The sequence below is a fragment of the Pseudonocardia yuanmonensis genome (assembly GCF_039542425.1).
In the GTDB taxonomy this organism is placed as follows: Bacteria; Actinomycetota; Actinomycetes; order Mycobacteriales; family Pseudonocardiaceae; genus Pseudonocardia; species Pseudonocardia yuanmonensis.
Genome location: NZ_BAABIC010000029.1, coordinates 13,755 through 29,577, shown reverse-complemented (window position 1 = coordinate 29,577; position 15,823 = coordinate 13,755). Strand labels below are relative to the sequence as shown.

The 15,823-nt window shown below is 75.3% G+C and carries 11 protein-coding genes; 7 read left to right on the top strand and 4 right to left on the bottom strand.

Annotated elements, in window-relative coordinates; all coding sequences use genetic code 11:
• Nucleotides 1-8: 8 nt before the first annotated feature.
• On the bottom strand, nt 9-2,348 hold the full coding sequence (gene pcrA / locus ABD990_RS29995) for a DNA helicase PcrA (protein ID WP_345384148.1): 2,340 nt from the start codon (nt 2,346-2,348) through the stop codon (nt 9-11).
• 236 nt (nt 2,349-2,584) lie between these two features.
• Here pcrA and ABD990_RS29990 point away from each other — a divergent pair, with 236 nt between their 5' ends.
• The 3 genes from ABD990_RS29990 (at nt 2,585) to ABD990_RS29980 (ending at nt 6,061) form a co-directional block, all read left to right on the top strand.
• Nucleotides 2,585-2,881, top strand: a complete 297-nt coding sequence (locus tag ABD990_RS29990; RefSeq protein ID WP_345384147.1) for a chorismate mutase — start codon at nt 2,585-2,587, stop codon at nt 2,879-2,881.
• Nucleotides 2,882-3,064: 183 nt separating this feature from the next.
• A complete protein-coding gene (locus ABD990_RS29985; protein ID WP_345384146.1) occupies nt 3,065-3,373 on the top strand; it encodes a hypothetical protein in 309 nt (102 codons plus the stop codon).
• A 306-nt stretch (nt 3,374-3,679) separates the two neighbouring features.
• Nucleotides 3,680-6,061: a hypothetical protein gene (locus ABD990_RS29980; protein ID WP_345384145.1), complete on the top strand. Its 2,382-nt coding sequence runs from the start codon at nt 3,680-3,682 to the stop codon at nt 6,059-6,061.
• A 1,062-nt stretch (nt 6,062-7,123) separates the two neighbouring features.
• On the opposite strand, the gene ABD990_RS29975 is transcribed toward ABD990_RS29980, so the two are convergent.
• Nucleotides 7,124-7,804 (bottom strand): response regulator, encoded by a 681-nt coding sequence (locus ABD990_RS29975; RefSeq protein ID WP_345384144.1) that lies wholly within the window; start codon nt 7,802-7,804, stop codon nt 7,124-7,126.
• Nucleotides 7,801-9,072, bottom strand: coding sequence for a PspC domain-containing protein (locus tag ABD990_RS29970; RefSeq protein ID WP_345384143.1), 1,272 nt, complete (start codon nt 9,070-9,072; stop codon nt 7,801-7,803). The genes ABD990_RS29975 and ABD990_RS29970 overlap by 4 nt, the downstream gene beginning before the upstream one ends.
• 108 nt (nt 9,073-9,180) lie before the next feature.
• On the opposite strand from ABD990_RS29970, the gene ABD990_RS29965 reads away from it, so the two are divergent.
• Nucleotides 9,181-10,491: a PspC domain-containing protein gene (locus ABD990_RS29965; RefSeq protein ID WP_345384142.1), complete on the top strand. Its 1,311-nt coding sequence runs from the start codon at nt 9,181-9,183 to the stop codon at nt 10,489-10,491.
• The gene (locus ABD990_RS29960; RefSeq protein WP_345384141.1) at nt 10,484-10,708 is read left to right on the top strand and encodes a hypothetical protein; all 225 of its coding nucleotides are present in this window, start codon (nt 10,484-10,486) and stop codon (nt 10,706-10,708) included. The genes ABD990_RS29965 and ABD990_RS29960 overlap by 8 nt, the downstream gene beginning before the upstream one ends.
• Before the next feature lie 66 nt (nt 10,709-10,774).
• On the opposite strand, the gene guaA is transcribed toward ABD990_RS29960, so the two are convergent.
• The gene (gene guaA, locus ABD990_RS29955) at nt 10,775-12,361 is read right to left on the bottom strand and encodes a glutamine-hydrolyzing GMP synthase (protein ID WP_345384140.1); all 1,587 of its coding nucleotides are present in this window, start codon (nt 12,359-12,361) and stop codon (nt 10,775-10,777) included.
• Between the two features lie 143 nt (nt 12,362-12,504).
• Here guaA and ABD990_RS29950 point away from each other — a divergent pair, with 143 nt between their 5' ends.
• The gene (locus ABD990_RS29950) at nt 12,505-14,952 is read left to right on the top strand and encodes a circularly permuted type 2 ATP-grasp protein (protein WP_345384139.1); all 2,448 of its coding nucleotides are present in this window, start codon (nt 12,505-12,507) and stop codon (nt 14,950-14,952) included.
• Nucleotides 14,949-15,818, top strand: a complete 870-nt coding sequence (locus tag ABD990_RS29945) for a transglutaminase family protein (protein ID WP_345384138.1) — start codon at nt 14,949-14,951, stop codon at nt 15,816-15,818. Before ABD990_RS29950 ends, ABD990_RS29945 begins: the two co-directional genes overlap by 4 nt.
• The last annotated feature ends 5 nt before the right edge of the window (nt 15,819-15,823 follow it).

Below are 15,823 nucleotides of genomic sequence, written 5' to 3'. Positions count from 1 at the left end.
CCGGCCGGTCACAGCTTCTGCATCGGGACGCCGCCGATCAGCATGAGCCGGACAGTGCCGGCGCTGCCGAAGTCGATGGTCACCGTGGCGCGCGGCCCCACTCCGTCCGAGGCGACGACCGTGCCCAGCCCGTACTTGTCGTGGTTGACCCGGTCGCCGACGTCGAGGCTCAGCTCGGAGTTCAGGGTGCGCTGCGGGACCTTCCAGTCCCCGCGGTCGGTGGCGGTGGACCGGCGGCCGAACCCGAACCGCCCCACCGGCGCCGACGGCCGCTCCGGCTCGGAGCGCGCCCAGTCGACGAGCTCGGCCGGCACCTCGTCGAGGAACCGCGACGCCGGGTTGGTGCTGGGCTGTCCGAACGCGGACCGGACGATCGCCCGGGACAGGTAGAGCCGGTGCTGGGCGCGGGTGATCCCGACGTAGGCGAGCCGGCGCTCCTCCGCCATCTCGTCCGGGTCCCCGAGGGTGCGCATGTGCGGGAAGATCCCGTCCTCCCAGCCGGTGAGGAACACCACCGGGAACTCCAGGCCCTTCGCCGTGTGCAGGGTCATCAGGGTGACCATGCCCTGGTCGTCGTCCGGGATGGAGTCCGCGTCGGCGACCAGGGCGACCCGCTCCAGGAACGCGGCCAGCGACCCGGGCTCCGGCGCGCCGACCTCGACGTCCGAGTCGTCCAGGTCCGCGACCGCCGCGTCCCCGGCGAACTCGCGCGCGACCGTGACGAGCTCGGCGAGGTTCTCCAGCCGGGTCCCGTCCTGCGGGTCCTCGCTGGCCTCCAGGGCCTCGGTGTAGCCGGTGCGACCGTAGACGTTCTCGAGGATCTCGGCGGTCTCGTCCCCGCGCTCGACGCCCTCGCGCAGCTCGTCCAGCATCCGCTGGAAGCCCGCGATGTTGCGCTGGCTCCTCGTGGCGAGCTCGGGGAGCTTCTCCGGCTCCTCCGCGGCGACCCGCAGGGCCTGGCTGAACGAGATCCGGTGCCGCTCGGCGTAGTCCGCGACCAGGCCCTCGGCCCGGTCCCCGATGCCGCGCTTGGGCACGTTGAGGATCCGGCGCAGGCTGACCGTGTCCTCGGGGTTGGACAGCACGCGCAGGTAGGCCAGCGCATCCCGGATCTCGCGGCGCTCGTAGAACCGCACGCCGCCGACGACCTTGTACGGCAGCCCGATCCGCAGGAACACGTCCTCGAACACGCGGGACTGCGCGTTGGTCCGGTAGAAGACCGCGATGTCCGAGTTGCGGAACTCGCCGGAGTCGACGAGCCGGTCGATCTCCTGCCCGACGAAGCTCGCCTCGTCGTGCTCGTTGTCGGCGACGTAGCCGACGATCTTCTCGCCGTCGCCCTGCTCCGACCACAGCCGCTTGTCGCGGCGCTTGGGGTTCCGCGCGATGACCGAGTTGGCCGCGGACAGGATGGTCTGCGTGGAGCGGTAGTTCTGCTCGAGCAGGACCGTGGTCGCGTTCGGGAAGTCCTGCTCGAACTCCACGATGTTGCGGATGTTGGCGCCGCGGAACGCGTAGATCGACTGGTCCGAGTCGCCGACCACGCAGAGCTCGGCCGGCACCGCGCCCGGGGTCGCAGGGGCGACAAGCTCGCGGACCAGCACGTACTGGGCGTGGTTGGTGTCCTGGTACTCGTCGACCAGCACGTGCCGGAACCGGCGCCGGTAGTACTCGGCGACAGCCGGCATGCGCTGCAGCAGCGCGACCGTCTCCATGATCAGGTCGTCGAAGTCGAACGCGTTCGCCTGGCGCAGCCGCTCCTGGTAGGTCGCGTAGACCTGGGCGACCCGGCGCTCGTGCTCGTTGCCCGCGCGCTGGGCGAAGTCCTCGGCGGTGATCAGCTCGTTCTTGAGGTTCGAGATCTGCGCGGCCAGCGACCGGGCGGCGAACTTCTTCGGGTCCAGCTCCTGGTCCCGCGCGACGATCCCGATCAGGCGGCGCGTGTCGTCCGCGTCGTACACCGAGAAGGCGCTGCGCACGCCGAGGTGCTTCGCCTCGCGGCGCAGGATCCGCACGCACATGGAGTGGAAGGTCGACACCCACATCGCCTGGGAGCGGCGGCCGACCAGCCCGTCGACCCGCTCCTTCATCTCGGCGGCGGCCTTGTTGGTGAAGGTGATCGCCATGATCTCGCCGGGGTGCACGCTCCGCTCGGCGAGCAGCCAGCCGATCCGGTGCGTGAGCACCCTCGTCTTCCCCGAACCGGCGCCCGCGACGATGAGCAGCGGGCTCCCCGCGTGCGTGACGGCCTCGCGCTGCTTGGGGTTGAGGCCCTCCAGCAGTGCGGCGCCGCGCTTCGTCTTCGGCTCCGTGGGAGCCTGGGCGGGAAGTTCGAACAGAGCGCTCATCGTGTCGAACACGGTACCGCCGTCCCCCGACGGAACCGGAATCGGCGCAGGGACCGCGCGCCGTGTGGCAGACTGTCCGCGTGCACCGCACCGCGTCGACGGGACGATTTTTCTACGGGTACCGGATTCCGGCACCCGTCGCCCGCTGACGCAGCAGACCCGACGCCCCGGAGTCCACGGACCCGGGGCTTCGTTCTGTCCGGGGTCGGTGGACGCCCCCCGTGAGGAGTAGACCGATGTCCGTGACCGACGACCACACCGCCGAGGTCTCCACCGACGTCCCGACCGACGCCGAGATCACCGAGCTGCGCAAGGAGATCGACCATCTCGACGCCGAGATCCTGCGCCTGGTCAAGCGGCGCACCGAGGTCTCGCGGCGGATCGGCTCCGCACGGATGGCGGCCGGCGGGCCGCGCATCGTCTACAGCCGCGAGATGACGGTGCTGCACCGCTTCCGCGAGCTCGGCGCGGAGGGTCGCGAGCTCGCGATGCTGCTGCTGCGTCTCGGGCGCGGGCGGCTCGGCGCGCGCTGAGGACAGGGTCCCCGGCGACCCGGCGAGCAGGGTGCCGCACCCCTGCGGCGCCTGCCCCGCGGCACCCCTGCCGGCGCCTGCCAGACGACGAGGACCGGGCCGCGCTGAGGCGATGCTGAGGAGCGCGTCGCCGCCGGGCGAATCCCCCGCACGGACATGGGCGGCCGTGGCACTGTGGTGTCCATGGGGATCGTCTTCTCGCTGATCGCGCTCGTCGGGCTGCTGGCCGCTCTCGGCCACGTCGGCTACGTCGCGATGCTGAACAACGCCGCCAAGAAGAAGGGCGCGGCGGGCGCCGAGATCGCCGCCTACACCCGCACCCGGCTCCCGGTCGCGGCCGGCGCCACCGGCGTCGCGCTGCTCGGCCTGCTCATCACGAGCGGCCCGAGCCTCACGGCGGACGTCATCGGCATGCTGCTCGCGGCCGGCGGTGGCGTCGTGGGCTACCGCGGCCTGCAGCAGGAGCGCGCGAAGTACCCGACCTCCCGCTGAGGGGACCGGGCACCGACTGTGTCCGAGTCGTGACATGACGCTACGTCACGACCATCGGCCACCTCGTCACGCCCGGTGAGCAGGTGCTGACAACCGCCTTCATGCCGTTCGAGCTGCGGAGATTCGGCAAGGTCCGACCACGCGTACCGGTCGGCGCACGGTCAGCGGTAGCCCTCCTTCGGCGAGCGGAGTTCACCCGAACGCAGGACCCGCGACGAGCGGGCGAATGACACTTGGTGAACAGTGCGTGACTCCGGTAGACCTGTCCGGGTCGCTCCCCGCGCCCCTTGAGGAGGTCGGCCGGTCGTGGCCACGTTCGAGCACCGCGTCGGCAACCCGCTGCCGCCGGAGAACCCCGTCACGGTGGCGGAGCTGCTGCGCCGCGGCGTCCCCGCCCAGCGCACCGGCGACGCGACCACCGCGCCCGCCGCGGCGACCGGGGCGGCCGCGCCGACCGGGCAGGGTCCCGCCGAGCACGACGCCGACCGTCGGCCGCTGCCCCGGATCCCCACCCCGCGGCCCGCGCACGAGGACCTCCTCGACGAGACGGACGCCCCGCTCCTGCGGGCCGAGCTCGAGGACGTCCACGACGCCGTCCCCCACGTCGAGGACTTCGACGGCCTCGACGACCTCGACGAGGCCCCGGGCGACGACGCCCCCACGGGCGGGCACGCGCTGCCCGATCCCGGTGACCCGCGGCCCAGCCAGATCATTTCCGTCGGCGCGCTCCTGCGCCGTGAGGGCCGCGCTCCACACGCGCTGGACCGGCCCATCCAGCCGCGTCCCGCTCAGCTCGGCCGGCGCAGCCACCCCGGCGCCCGCCGCGCCGCCGTCGCCGCGGGCGCGCTCGTCGCCACGGGCTCGGTGCTGGCCGCGGCGATCCTCACCGAGACCTCGAACCACAGCTCCGAGGCGCAGGCCGCCGCGGACGGCAGCTTCCCCGGCACGTCGTTGCGGGACGGGATCCAGGGCGCCCTGGTCGACGGCGTCGGCGGGCTCGACGCGGGTCAGGCCGCACCGACCTCGTGGACGACGGTCGCGTTCCCGTCGGCGCTGGTCGACCCCGCCACCGCAGCCGCCCTCGGCGGCGCACCCGCCGCCGACGCCCGCGCGACCGGTACCGGCGCGGCGGCGTTCGTCGGGCCGGTACCGGTCGGCACGGTCGGTGCCGGCGCGGTAGGCGCCGGCACCGTCGGCGGCACCGGCGCGGGTGTCGCGCCCGCCACCGGCGGGACGGGCGGCGTGTCCACGCCGGCCCCGAACATCCTCGACCCGATCTTCGGCGGTGGCGGCACGACCGGTGGCGGGACGTCCGGCGGCGGGTCCACCGGCGGCAGCGGGTCAGGCGGCAACGGCTCGGGCGGCTCGGGCGGTTCGGGCGGTTCGGGCGGTTCGGGCGGCGGCAGCATCGTGGGCGACGCCGTCGGCGGCGTGGGCGGCGCGGTCGGCGGGGCCGCCGGCGGGGTCACCCGGCCCGTCGGCCAGGTGCTCACCCCGGTGACCGACGCCGTCGGCGGCGGCGTCGCGAAGCCGGTGACCTCGGCGGTCGGCGGCGGTGTGGTCCGCCCGGTGACCGAGTCCGTCGGCGGGGTCGTGCGGGGTGTCGACTCGGCGGCCGCCCCGCTGGCCCCCGTGACCCGCGGCGTCACCGGCGCCGTCGAGAACGTGGGTCGGGCCGCGGCGCCTGTGCTCGAGCCGGTCCACCAGACCGCCCAGCAGGTGGTCGGAGCCGCGACCCCGGTGGTGCAGCCCGTCGCGCGGGTCGCGACCGGGACGGTCGGTGCGGTCGGCGGCGCCGTCTCCGCGGCGGCGGCGCCGGCCGTCGCACCGCTCGCCGCGGCGGTCGGACCGCTCAGCACGCCGGTCGTCGAGGACGTCGTCGCGCCGGTGACGAAGAATGTCGTCGCCCCCGTGACGGGCGCCCTGAAGCCCGCCGTGACGCCTCTCGCGGACGTCCTCGAGCCGGTCACCACCCCCGTGCTGTCCGCGGCGGCCCCGCTCACCGCGCCGCTGCTGAAGGCGACGGCCCCGGTCACCGATCCCCTGCTCAAGGCGGCTGCGCCGGTCACCGGCCTGCTCGACACGTCGGCGGCCACGCAGGGCGCTTCGGCTGCTCCGACGCCCGGGGCGCAGGGTGTGCGAGCCGGCTCGGCGGTCGAGGAGACGGCGAAGCTCACCCCGGTCACGCGGGCGGCCGAGACCGCGACGAGCGCCGCCCCGGCTCCGGTGCGGGACGTGGTGGACACCGTCGGCGGCGTCGCCGCCCCGGTGCAGGAGGCGGTCGGCGGCCTGCTCGGCGGCGGGTCCGGATCCGGTTCGTCGGCATCCGACTCGGGCGGCTCCCGCGACTCGGGCGGCTCCGGTGCGAGCGGCTCGCGCTCCGGTGGGTCGCAGGCGGCAGCCGACTCCGGCTCGGACGACTCCAGCGGGTCCGACTCGCGGTCCTCCGGCACGCGCAGCTCGGACTCCGGCTCCACCGGCACGCGCAGCTCGGACTCCGGCTCCGCCGGCTCGGGCTCGTCCTCCGGCTCCCGCAGCTCGGACTCCGGTTCCGGGGACTCCGGCAGCTCGGGCGGCTCCGGTTCGCTGCTCCGCGAGACCTCCGAGGGCGCCGGCGACGCGGCGAGGACGGTCACGGGCGGGCTCGAGGGGACGACCAAGGCCGTCGGCGGACTGCTCGGCGGTTAGTAGGTCTTCCGCGATCGAGGGCCCGCTCCGCGACACGGAGCGGGCCTTCCTCATTTGATCCCGATCCCGCCGCCCGGGTGCCCCTCCCGGCGACCTTTGCACTGCTCGCGGATCGGCCTGCACCAGGTCCCGGCCCGATCCCTTCCGGCGACCTTTGCACTGCTCGCGGATCCGCCTGCAACGGGTCCCGGCTCGGCCCCTTCTGACGGCACGTGCAATGCCCGCGGGTCCGCCTGCACCGGGTCCCCGCCCGATCCCTTCCGGCGACCTTTGCAACGCTCGCGGATCCGCCCGCAACGGGTCCCGGCCCGGCCCCTCCTGATGGCACTTGCAGCGCCGCGGGCCCGCCCGCAGCGGTTCCGGCAAGGCCCCTCCTGACGGCACGTACAGTGCCCGCGGATCCGCCCGCAACAAGTCCCCGCTCGGTCTCCCCTTCGGCGACCTTTGCACTGCTCGCGGATCCGCCTGCAACGGGTTCCCGCCCGCTCGCTCCTGACGGCACGTGCAATGCCCGCGGATCCGCCTGCATCAGCGCCGAGCCGGCTCCCCTCGCACGCACGCGGATCCGCGAGCATTGCAAAGGTGCGCCAGGCACACCCACGGCCGGCGCGATGAACCTCAGGGGCGTGACGGTCACGGCGCGAAGATCGTCGACGCATCCCTCCCCGCGACCCCGCTGCCCTGCTCGCGAGCCGAACAGCCACCTCCGCGCATGCTCAGGCGTGCCGCTCCCGCCGCACGCGGATCCGCGAGCACTGCAAATACGCATGGAAGACCGTGCCCGGGTCCGCGCCACCGCCCCGCCCCACCCGCACCGTCGCCCCACCCCGACCCACTGCGACGCCCCACCGTGACGGCCCCACCGTGACGGCCCCACCCCGACCGACGGCCGATACCTCGACCCCTCGACCGACGGCCCTCACCCCGACCCGCGAACCACACGACGCGACGACACCACCGCCGACGCTCACCCCGACCCGCGAACCACACGACGCGACGACACCACCGCCGACGCTCACCCCGACCGGCGATCCGAGCGACGCCGCGGTGCGGTCCCAGCCTTCACACCAGCCGGCGGTCCGAGGCCCAGCGGGACAGCTCGTAGCGGTTCGACAGCTGGGTCTTGCGCAGCACGCTCGACACGTGCGTCTCGACCGTCTTCACCGAGATGAACAGCTCGCCGGCGATCTCCTTGTACGCGTAGCCGCGGGCGAGGAGCCGCAGCACGTCCCGCTCGCGCCGGGTGAGCAGGTCGAGCTCGGGGTCGACGGCCGGGGCGGCGCCGGGGCGGTCCGAGAAGGCGTCGAGCACGAAGCCGGCGAGGCGGGGCGAGAACACGGCGTCGCCGGCCCGCACCCGGCGCACCGCGTCGCCCAGCTCACGTGCGGAGATCGTCTTGGTGACGTATCCGCGGGCCCCGGCCCGGATCACGGCGATGACGTCCTCCGCGGCGTCGGAGACGCTGAGCGCGAGGAACACGACCTCCGGCTGCGCAGGCCGCACCCGGGCGAGCACGGCCGCGCCGCCGCCGTCGGGCATGTGCACGTCGAGCAGGACCACGTCCGGCTTGAGGTGCCCGATGCCGGCGACGGCCTCGTCGACCGACCCCGCCTCGCCCGCCACCACGATGGGCGGATCGCCCGCCGCCCCGCGCTCCAGCTCGGCGCGGACCCCGGCCCGGAAGAGGCCGTGGTCGTCGACCAGGAAGACCTTGATCGGCTCGGTCACCGCTGGCTCGCTCACGCGTCCTCCCGCTGGGCCCGGATCGTCATCTGCAGGTGCACCTCGGTGCCCTCGCCCGCCGCACTGCGCAGCCGGACCGTGCCGCCGTGCCTGCCCATCCTGGCGTGCACCGAGTCGGCGAGCCCGTGCCGGTCCTCGGGCACGGCGTCGGGGTCGAAGCCCTTGCCGCGGTCCCGAACGAAGACGTGCACCTCCGTGCCCTCCTCCGCGCCGTCCTCCGGGTCCGTCTCCACCTCGGCGTACACGCTCACCTCGTCCACCCCGGCGTGCTTGGCCGCGTTGACCATCGCCTCGCGGGCGGCCAGGACCAGGGCGCGCAGGTCGCCGTCCGCGCCGTCGAGCGGGTGGTCGCCGACGATGACGGGGTTGACCGTGATCGCGTAGGTGTCCTCCACCTCGGCGGCCACGGCCTGCAGCGCCGACCCGAGGGTCTCCCCCGGCGGCCCGGGCCGCTCGCCACCGCGCCCGTAGCCCGACGGTCCGTACAGCCAGTGCCGCAGCTCGCGCTCCTGCCCGCGGGCCAGGCGCTGCACCTCGCGCGGGTCGTGCGACTGCTTCTGGATCAGGGCGAGGGTCTGGAGCACCGAGTCGTGCAGGTGCGCGGCGATCTCCGCCCGCTCCGCCGTGACGATCCGCTGCCGGCGCTCCTCACCGAAGTCGCGGGCGAGCCGCACCCACCAGGGCACCGTGAGCACCGCGACGCCGACCAGTGTGGCGAGCACGGCGAGCACACCGAACTGCAGCTGGCCGAGATCGAGGTTGCCGAGCAGGAACACCGTGATGCCGGCGGCCACGAAGACCCCGCCGGCGATCACCCGCAGCACGGCGGTGCGCCCTCCGCCGAGGAACCCGCTGCGGGCGCCGCTCGTCCACCGCCGCCGCTGCGCCTCGTCCGCCTCGCGCCAGACGACGGCCGCGCCGAGCGCCGCCACGCCGAGCGGCCCGACGATCCAGCCGACGACCTGGTTCTGCAGCGCCGCCCCGGCCAGGCCGATGCCCAGCCCGAGCGCCGCGAGCCCCATCGCCTGCTGCCGCTCCTTGACGGAGACCTGGCGGGTGACGTCCGCGGCCTCCTGCCGCACGAAGACCCACAGCAGGCCGTAGGCGATCACCCCGGCGCCGTTGGTCGCGGCGAGCACGACGAAGGCGACCCGCACCCAGAGCACGTTGACGCCGAGGTGGTCGGCGACGCCGCCGGCGACACCCGCGAGCAGCCGGCCGGACCGGCGGCGCGCGAGCGGGGCGGCGCGGGTGGCTGGGGTGGTCACGGCTCCATGGTCACACGCGGGGGAACCCCGGACACCCGGGTCGCCCCCGGGGCTTCTCGGGGTCGTCCCCGATACCGTGGGTGCGCGCGGGCGGGGAGGGTCGGCGGTATGAACAGCACCGACGTCGGGACGACGCTGCGGGACATGTGGGAGACCCGCCCGTCGCGGCCGCGGCAGGACCGCAAGGTCGCCGGCGTGGCCGCCGCGCTCGCCCGCCGCTACGACATCGATCCGGTCCTCGTGCGCGTCGGCTTCGTCGTCGCCGCCTTCTACGGGATCGGGATCGCCCTCTACCTCGCGGGCTGGGTCCTGCTGCCGGCGGCGGAGCGGGACGACCCGCTCGACGGCGCCGCCACCGGCACCACCGCCCGCTCGTCCGGCCGCACCGCGCCGCCGCTGGTGCTGGCCGGGCTGATCCTGGCCCTGCTGCTGACCAGCGGGATCTTCTGGGGCAACGACGGCAGCGTCATCCTCCCCGTCCTGGCGGTCCTGGTCCTGCTCTTCCTGCTGCACCGCAGCCGGGGCCACCTCGGGCAGCGCGGCGGCTCCGGCGGGGCGGACGCCCCGACCGCGCACATCCCGGCCGACGGTGTCGTCGACGACGAGACCGCCGCCCCCTCCGGCGCCGCGGACAAGGCCGACGGCGCCGCGAAGGCCGGGGAGGAGGCGCCCGTGCCCGACCCCCTCGACCGCGGTACCCCGCCGGCCTGGGACCCGCTCGGCGCCGCACCCTTCGCCTGGGACCTGCCCGAGCCCGCGCAGCCCGAGCCCGCACCCGCCCCGCGGCGCTCGCGGGTCACTCCGATCACGCTGGCCCTCGCGCTGCTCGGCGGCGGGATCGCGGGCGCGGTCGTGCTGCTGACCTCCGGCCTGGCCGGCCTGCCGGTGGTGTTCGCGACGGCGCTGACCGTCCTCGGCGTCGGGCTCGTGATCGGCGCGTTCACCCGCGGCGGCCGCGGTCTCATCCCGTTCGCGCTGCTGCTGGCCGTGCTGACCTGGGCCTCGCTGGCCGTCAGGGTGCCGCTGGCGAACTTCGGCGCCGGGGTGGGCGACATCCGCGTCGCCCCCACCGTGCCCGCCGCGCTGGCGCCGAGCTACGAGCGCGGCGCGGGGACGATCGAGCTGGACCTGCGCCGGCTCGACCTGAGCGTCCCGCCCGGCGCGGAGGCCACCCCGGTCCGCACTGCGGCGAGCGTGGGCGCCGGCGACATCCGGGTCTTCGTGCCGCGGGACGCCGACGTGACGCTCACCGGCCACGTCGACCTCGGCGAGATCACCTTCGACGGGACGAGCCACGCCAGCCCGGACGCCGAGCTGACGGTGACGGACGACCTCGGCGCGGACGGGGTCCGCTCCGGGCGGCCCCTCGTGCTCGACCTGACCGGGGGCGCGGCCTCCGTGGAGGTGCAGCGTGTCTGAGCGCTACGACACCCACGAGCAGGACGAGCAGCGCGCCGTGCGCCGCATGCCGGACCCGCTGGCCCTGATCGTCGGGCTGGTCAGCCTGGGGATCGCCGGGTCGGGGTTCCTCGGCCGGACCCCGGACCTGTCCGGCTTCGACCCGCGCTGGCTGCTCGCCGCCGGCGCCGTGGTCCTGGGCCTGGTGCTGCTGGTCGCGAGCGTCCGCAAGCGCTGACGCGAACGTCCACCCTGGCACGAACGGCGCTCTGGCTCACATGTAGTGAGCGAGAGCGCCGTTCGCTCACTCCCACTCGATGGTGCCGGGCGGCTTGCTGGTGACGTCCAGGACGACCCGGTTGACCTCGGCGACCTCGTTGGTGATCCGCGTGGAGATCCGCTCGAGGACCTCGTAGGGCAGCCGGGTCCAGTCCGCGGTCATGGCGTCCTCGGAGCTGACGGGCCGCAGGACGATCGGGTGGCCGTAGGTGCGGCCGTCGCCCTGCACCCCGACGGACCGGACGTCGGCCAGCAGGACGACCGGGCACTGCCAGATCGTGCGGTCCAGGCCGGCGACGGTGAGCTCCTCGCGGGCGATCGCGTCCGCCTGGCGCAGCGTCTCCAGCCGCTGGGCGTCGACCGCGCCGATGATCCGGATGCCCAGCCCGGGCCCGGGGAAGGGCTGGCGCTGCACGATCACCTCGGGCAGCCCCAGCTGGGCGCCGACCGCGCGGACCTCGTCCTTGAACAGCGCCCGCAGCGGCTCGACCAGCTCGAACTCGATGTCGTCCGGCAGGCCGCCGACGTTGTGGTGGCTCTTGATGGTGGCCGTGCCGGAGCCGCCGCCGGACTCGACGACGTCCGGGTAGAGCGTCCCCTGGACCAGGAACCCCACGGACGGAGCGTCGACGGAGCCCGCATCGGCACCGCGCGACTCGGCGGCGACCACGTCGGCGGTCGCGGCCTCGAACACCCGGATGAACTCCCGGCCGATGATCTTGCGCTTCTCCTCGGGGTCGATGACCCCGGCGAGGGCCGCGAGGAACCGCTCCCGAGCGTCGACGGTGTGCAGGTTCGCCCCCGTCGCGGCGACGAAGTCCTTCTCCACCTGCTCGCGCTCGCCGGCCCGCAGCAGCCCGTGGTCGACGAACACGCAGGTGAGGCGGTCGCCGATGGCGCGCTGCACGAGCGCGGCGGCCACGGCGGAGTCGACGCCCCCGGACAGCCCGCAGATCGCCCGGCCGTCGCCGATCTGGGTGCGGATCGCCTCGACGGTCTCGTCGATGATCGACGCGGTGTTCCAGGTCGGGCTGATGCCGGCGATCTCGTGGAGGAAGCGGCGCAGCACCTCCTGGCCGTGCGGAGAGTGCCCGACCTCGGGGTGGTACTGCACCCCCGCCAGGCGCCGCTCGCGGTCCTCGAAGCCCGCGACCGCGACCCGGTCCGTGGACGCGGTGACCGTGAAGCCCTCCGGCGCGCGGGTGACCGAGTCGCCGTGGCTCATCCAGACGGGGTGGCTGATCGGCAGCCCGTCGTGGAGCACCCCGGGGTCCGACGAGACGTGCACCTCGGTGCGGCCGTACTCGCGCGTCCCGTCCGGCGCGACCTCGCCGCCGAGGGCCTGCGCCATCGCCTGGAAGCCGTAGCACATGCCGAACACCGGGATGCCGGCCTCGAACAGCCGCTCGTCGAGCCTCGGCGCGCCCTCCGCGTACACGCTGGACGGCCCGCCGGACAGTACGACGGCGGCGGGGCGGCGGGCGACGATCTCCTCGACCGACGTCTCCGCCGGGACGATCTCGGAGTACACCTGCGCCTCGCGGACGCGGCGGGCGATCAGCTGGGCGTACTGGGCGCCGTAGTCGACGACGAGGACGGTGGGGTTCTCCACGTCGTCCAGGGTAATCCGCGGCGTGCGTCACCCGGTCCGGCGCCCGACCGCCCCGGGCCGGCCGGACACTGTGGAAGGCTGGGGCCCGTGAACGGCGACCGCGGCGGACGACCCGCGCCCGCCCGGCACCGACGACCCCACCGATGACCCCCGCCCCGTACGACGAGATGCGCGACGCCACCGGCGCCGTGCGCGCGCCGTGGACCGGGCTCGCCGGGGTCCTCGACGGCGCCGGCCGCGCCGGGCTGCGCGCCCGCCGCGCCCACACCCTGCGCCTGCTCGCCGACGACGGCGTGGCCTACCACCCGCCCGGCGCCGAGACCGAGCAGCTGTGGGAGCTCGACCCGCTCCCCCTGGTGCTCGACGGGGCGGAGTGGGCGGGCCTCGAACGCGGCGTCGCGCAGCGGGCCGAGCTGCTCGACCGGCTGCTCGCCGACCTCTACGGCCCCCGCGCGACGGTCACCCGCGGGCTGCTGCCGGTCGAGGTCGTCGACGGCCATCCCGGCTACCTGCACGGCTGGCGCCGCGCGGTCGGCGCACCGCCGCGCCGCGAGCTGTTCCTGTCCGGCGTGGACCTCGGCCGGTCGTCGGACGGCTGGACGGTGCTGGGCGACCGGGTCCAGGCGCCGTCCGGCGCGGGGTATGCGATGGCGAACCGCCGGGTCGTCGCGCGGGTGCTGTCCGCGCTGCACCGCCGGTCCCGCATCCGTCGGTTGGGCCCCTTCTTCGAGGCCGTCCGCGCGGGCCTGCAGGCCGGCCGGGAGGACCCGCGGATCGTGCTGCTGCACCCCGGCCCGGACTCCGAGACCGGCTACGAGCAGGCGTTGCTGTCCTCGCTGCTCGGGTTGCCGCTCGTGCTCGGCTCCGAGCTCACCGTGCGGGAGGGCCGGCTCTGGCAGCACTCGCTCGGCCGGCTCGACCCGGTCGACGTCGTGCTCCGCCGGTTGGACGCGGACTGGTGCGATCCCCTCGACCTGCGCCCGGACTCGCGGCTGGGCGTGCCCGGCCTGTTGGAGGTCGCCCGGCTCGGCACCGTCACGGTGCTCAACGGCCTGGGCGCCGGTGTCGCGGAGAACCCCGGGCTGCTCCCCTTCCTGCCCGCGCTGTGCCGGGCGCTGCTCGGCGAGGACCTGCTGCTGCCCGGCGTGCCGACCTGGTGGTGCGGCGACCCGGTCTCCCTCGCGCACGTCCGGGCCCACCTCGACGACCTGGTCCTCACCCCGGTCGCGCGGGGACACGACCCGGTCCGCGGTGCCGACCTCGACTCCGCCGCCCGGGCCGCGCTCCTCGCCCGGATCGAGGCCGAGCCGCACGCGTGGGCCGCGCAGCGGGAGGTGGTGCTGTCCGTGGCGCCGGTCGTCACGGACGCCGGCGCCGAGCCGCGGCCCGTCACGCTGCGGACCTTCGCCGTCTCCTCCGGGGAGGGGTGGGAGGTGCTCGACGGCGGGCTGGGGGCGGTGCCCACCGCCGGCGCCCTCGTGGACGGCGTCACCCTGGCCAAGGACGTCTGGGTGGTCGGGGAACGGCCCGACCGCACGGCCCCCGGCGTGCCGGACGAGACCGTGGTGCCCGGAGCGGCGACGACACCCGCCGGCGTCTCGCCCCGGGTCGCGGAGGACCTGTTCTGGCTGGGCCGCTACGCCGAGCGGGCCGAGGACACCGCCCGGCTGCTCCGCGCGGTCACGGACCGCTGGGCGGACTTCCGCACCTCACCCGAGCCGGCGGGCGCGGGTGCGCTGCGCGCCCTGCTCCTCGCCACTTCGGAGATCACCCGGACGACACCGGGCTTCGCCGCCGTGGCACCCGACGACGACCCCGGGCCGGAGCTGCACTCCCTGCTCGGGGACCGGACCCGCCCCGGCACCCTCGGCTTCGCCGTCCACCGGCTCACCCGCGCCGCCCAGGCCGTGCGCGAGCAGCTCTCCACCGACACCTGGCTCGTGCTCGGCCGGCTCGACAGCGTGCTGCAGCAGCTCGCCGCACACGCCGAGCTCGACACCGGCGAGGTGTCGGACGGGCTGAACCGCGTGCTCGAAGGCCTGCTCGCCCTGGCCGGCATCATCGCCGAGAGCCTGGTCCGCGACGCCGGGTGGCGGCTGCTCGACGCAGGCCGGCGGGTGGAGCGGGCCCAGCACGTCGTCGCGCTGCTGGCCGCCACGCTCTGCGACGCCCCGCGCGGGCCCGCCGACCGGCTCGTCGTGGAGTCGGTGACGATCGTGGCGGAGAGCGTGATCACCCACCGCCGGCGCAACGCGGGCCGCCCCGGCATCGCCGCGCTGCTGCACCTGCTGCTCGCCGACCGGGACAACCCGCGCGCCCTCGCCCACCAGCTCGACCGGCTGGCCGACGACCTCGCGCACCTGCCCGGCGGCGTCCCGGCCGCGTTCGACGCCGCCGTCGCGAGGCTCTCCGGTGCCGACCCCGTCGCGCTGGCGGCGCGGGACACCGCGGACGGGACGCGCCCGGCGCTGCGCGCGCTGCTCGCCGGGCTCGGCGCCGACCTCGACCGGCTCGCCGAACAAGTCGCGGCCGCGCACTTCGCACGCCGGCCCCGCCCGCACGCGTACGACCCGCTCCTGGGTGCCTCGTGACCAGCACCTACCGCGTCACGCACCGCACGGCGTACGAGTACTCCGGCGAGGTCACCACGAGCTTCGGTCGCGCCCACCTGCTTCCCCGCACCCAGCCCGACCAGCGGTGCGCCGAGGCCCGGGTGGTGGTCGACCCGGAGCCGGACGAGCTGCGCGAGCACGTCGACGCCTTCGGCAACCGTTCCACCTACTTCTGCGTCCGCACCCCGCACCGCGCGCTCACCGTGCTGGCGGAGAGCACGGTGACGGTCGACCGGGCCGTGGTGCCGCCCGCCCTGCGCGGGTGGGAGGAGGTCCGGGACCGCAAGGACCTCGACGCCCGGCCCTTCGCCCTGCCGTCGCCCCGGCTCCCGGCCCAGCCCGAGGTCGCCGACTACGCCGCGCCCTCCTTCCCGCCCGGGCGTCCGCTCGGCGAGGCGGCGGCCGACCTGTGCCGGCGGATCCACGACGACTTCGCCTACGTCACCGGCTCCACGACCGTCCGCTCCACCGTGACCGACCTGCTCACCGGCGGCGAGGGCGTGTGCCAGGACTTCGCGCACCTCGCGGTGGCCGCGCTGCGCACCCGTGGGCTTCCCGCCCGGTACGTCAGCGGCTACCTGGAGACCCGGCCACCACCCGGGAAGCCGAAGCTGCGCGGCGTCGACGCCTCGCACGCCTGGTTCTCGGTGTGGACCGGCGACGGCTGGCTCGACCTCGACCCGACCAACGACCGGGTCGTCGACGACTCCTACGTCGTGCTGGCCCACGGCCGCGACTACGGTGACGTGCCCCCGCTCAAGGGCGTGCTCTTCGCGGACTCGGCGCACAGCACCATGGCCGTGGCGGTCGACCTGGAACGTGTGGAGCCGGGCGTGATCGGGTAACGAGC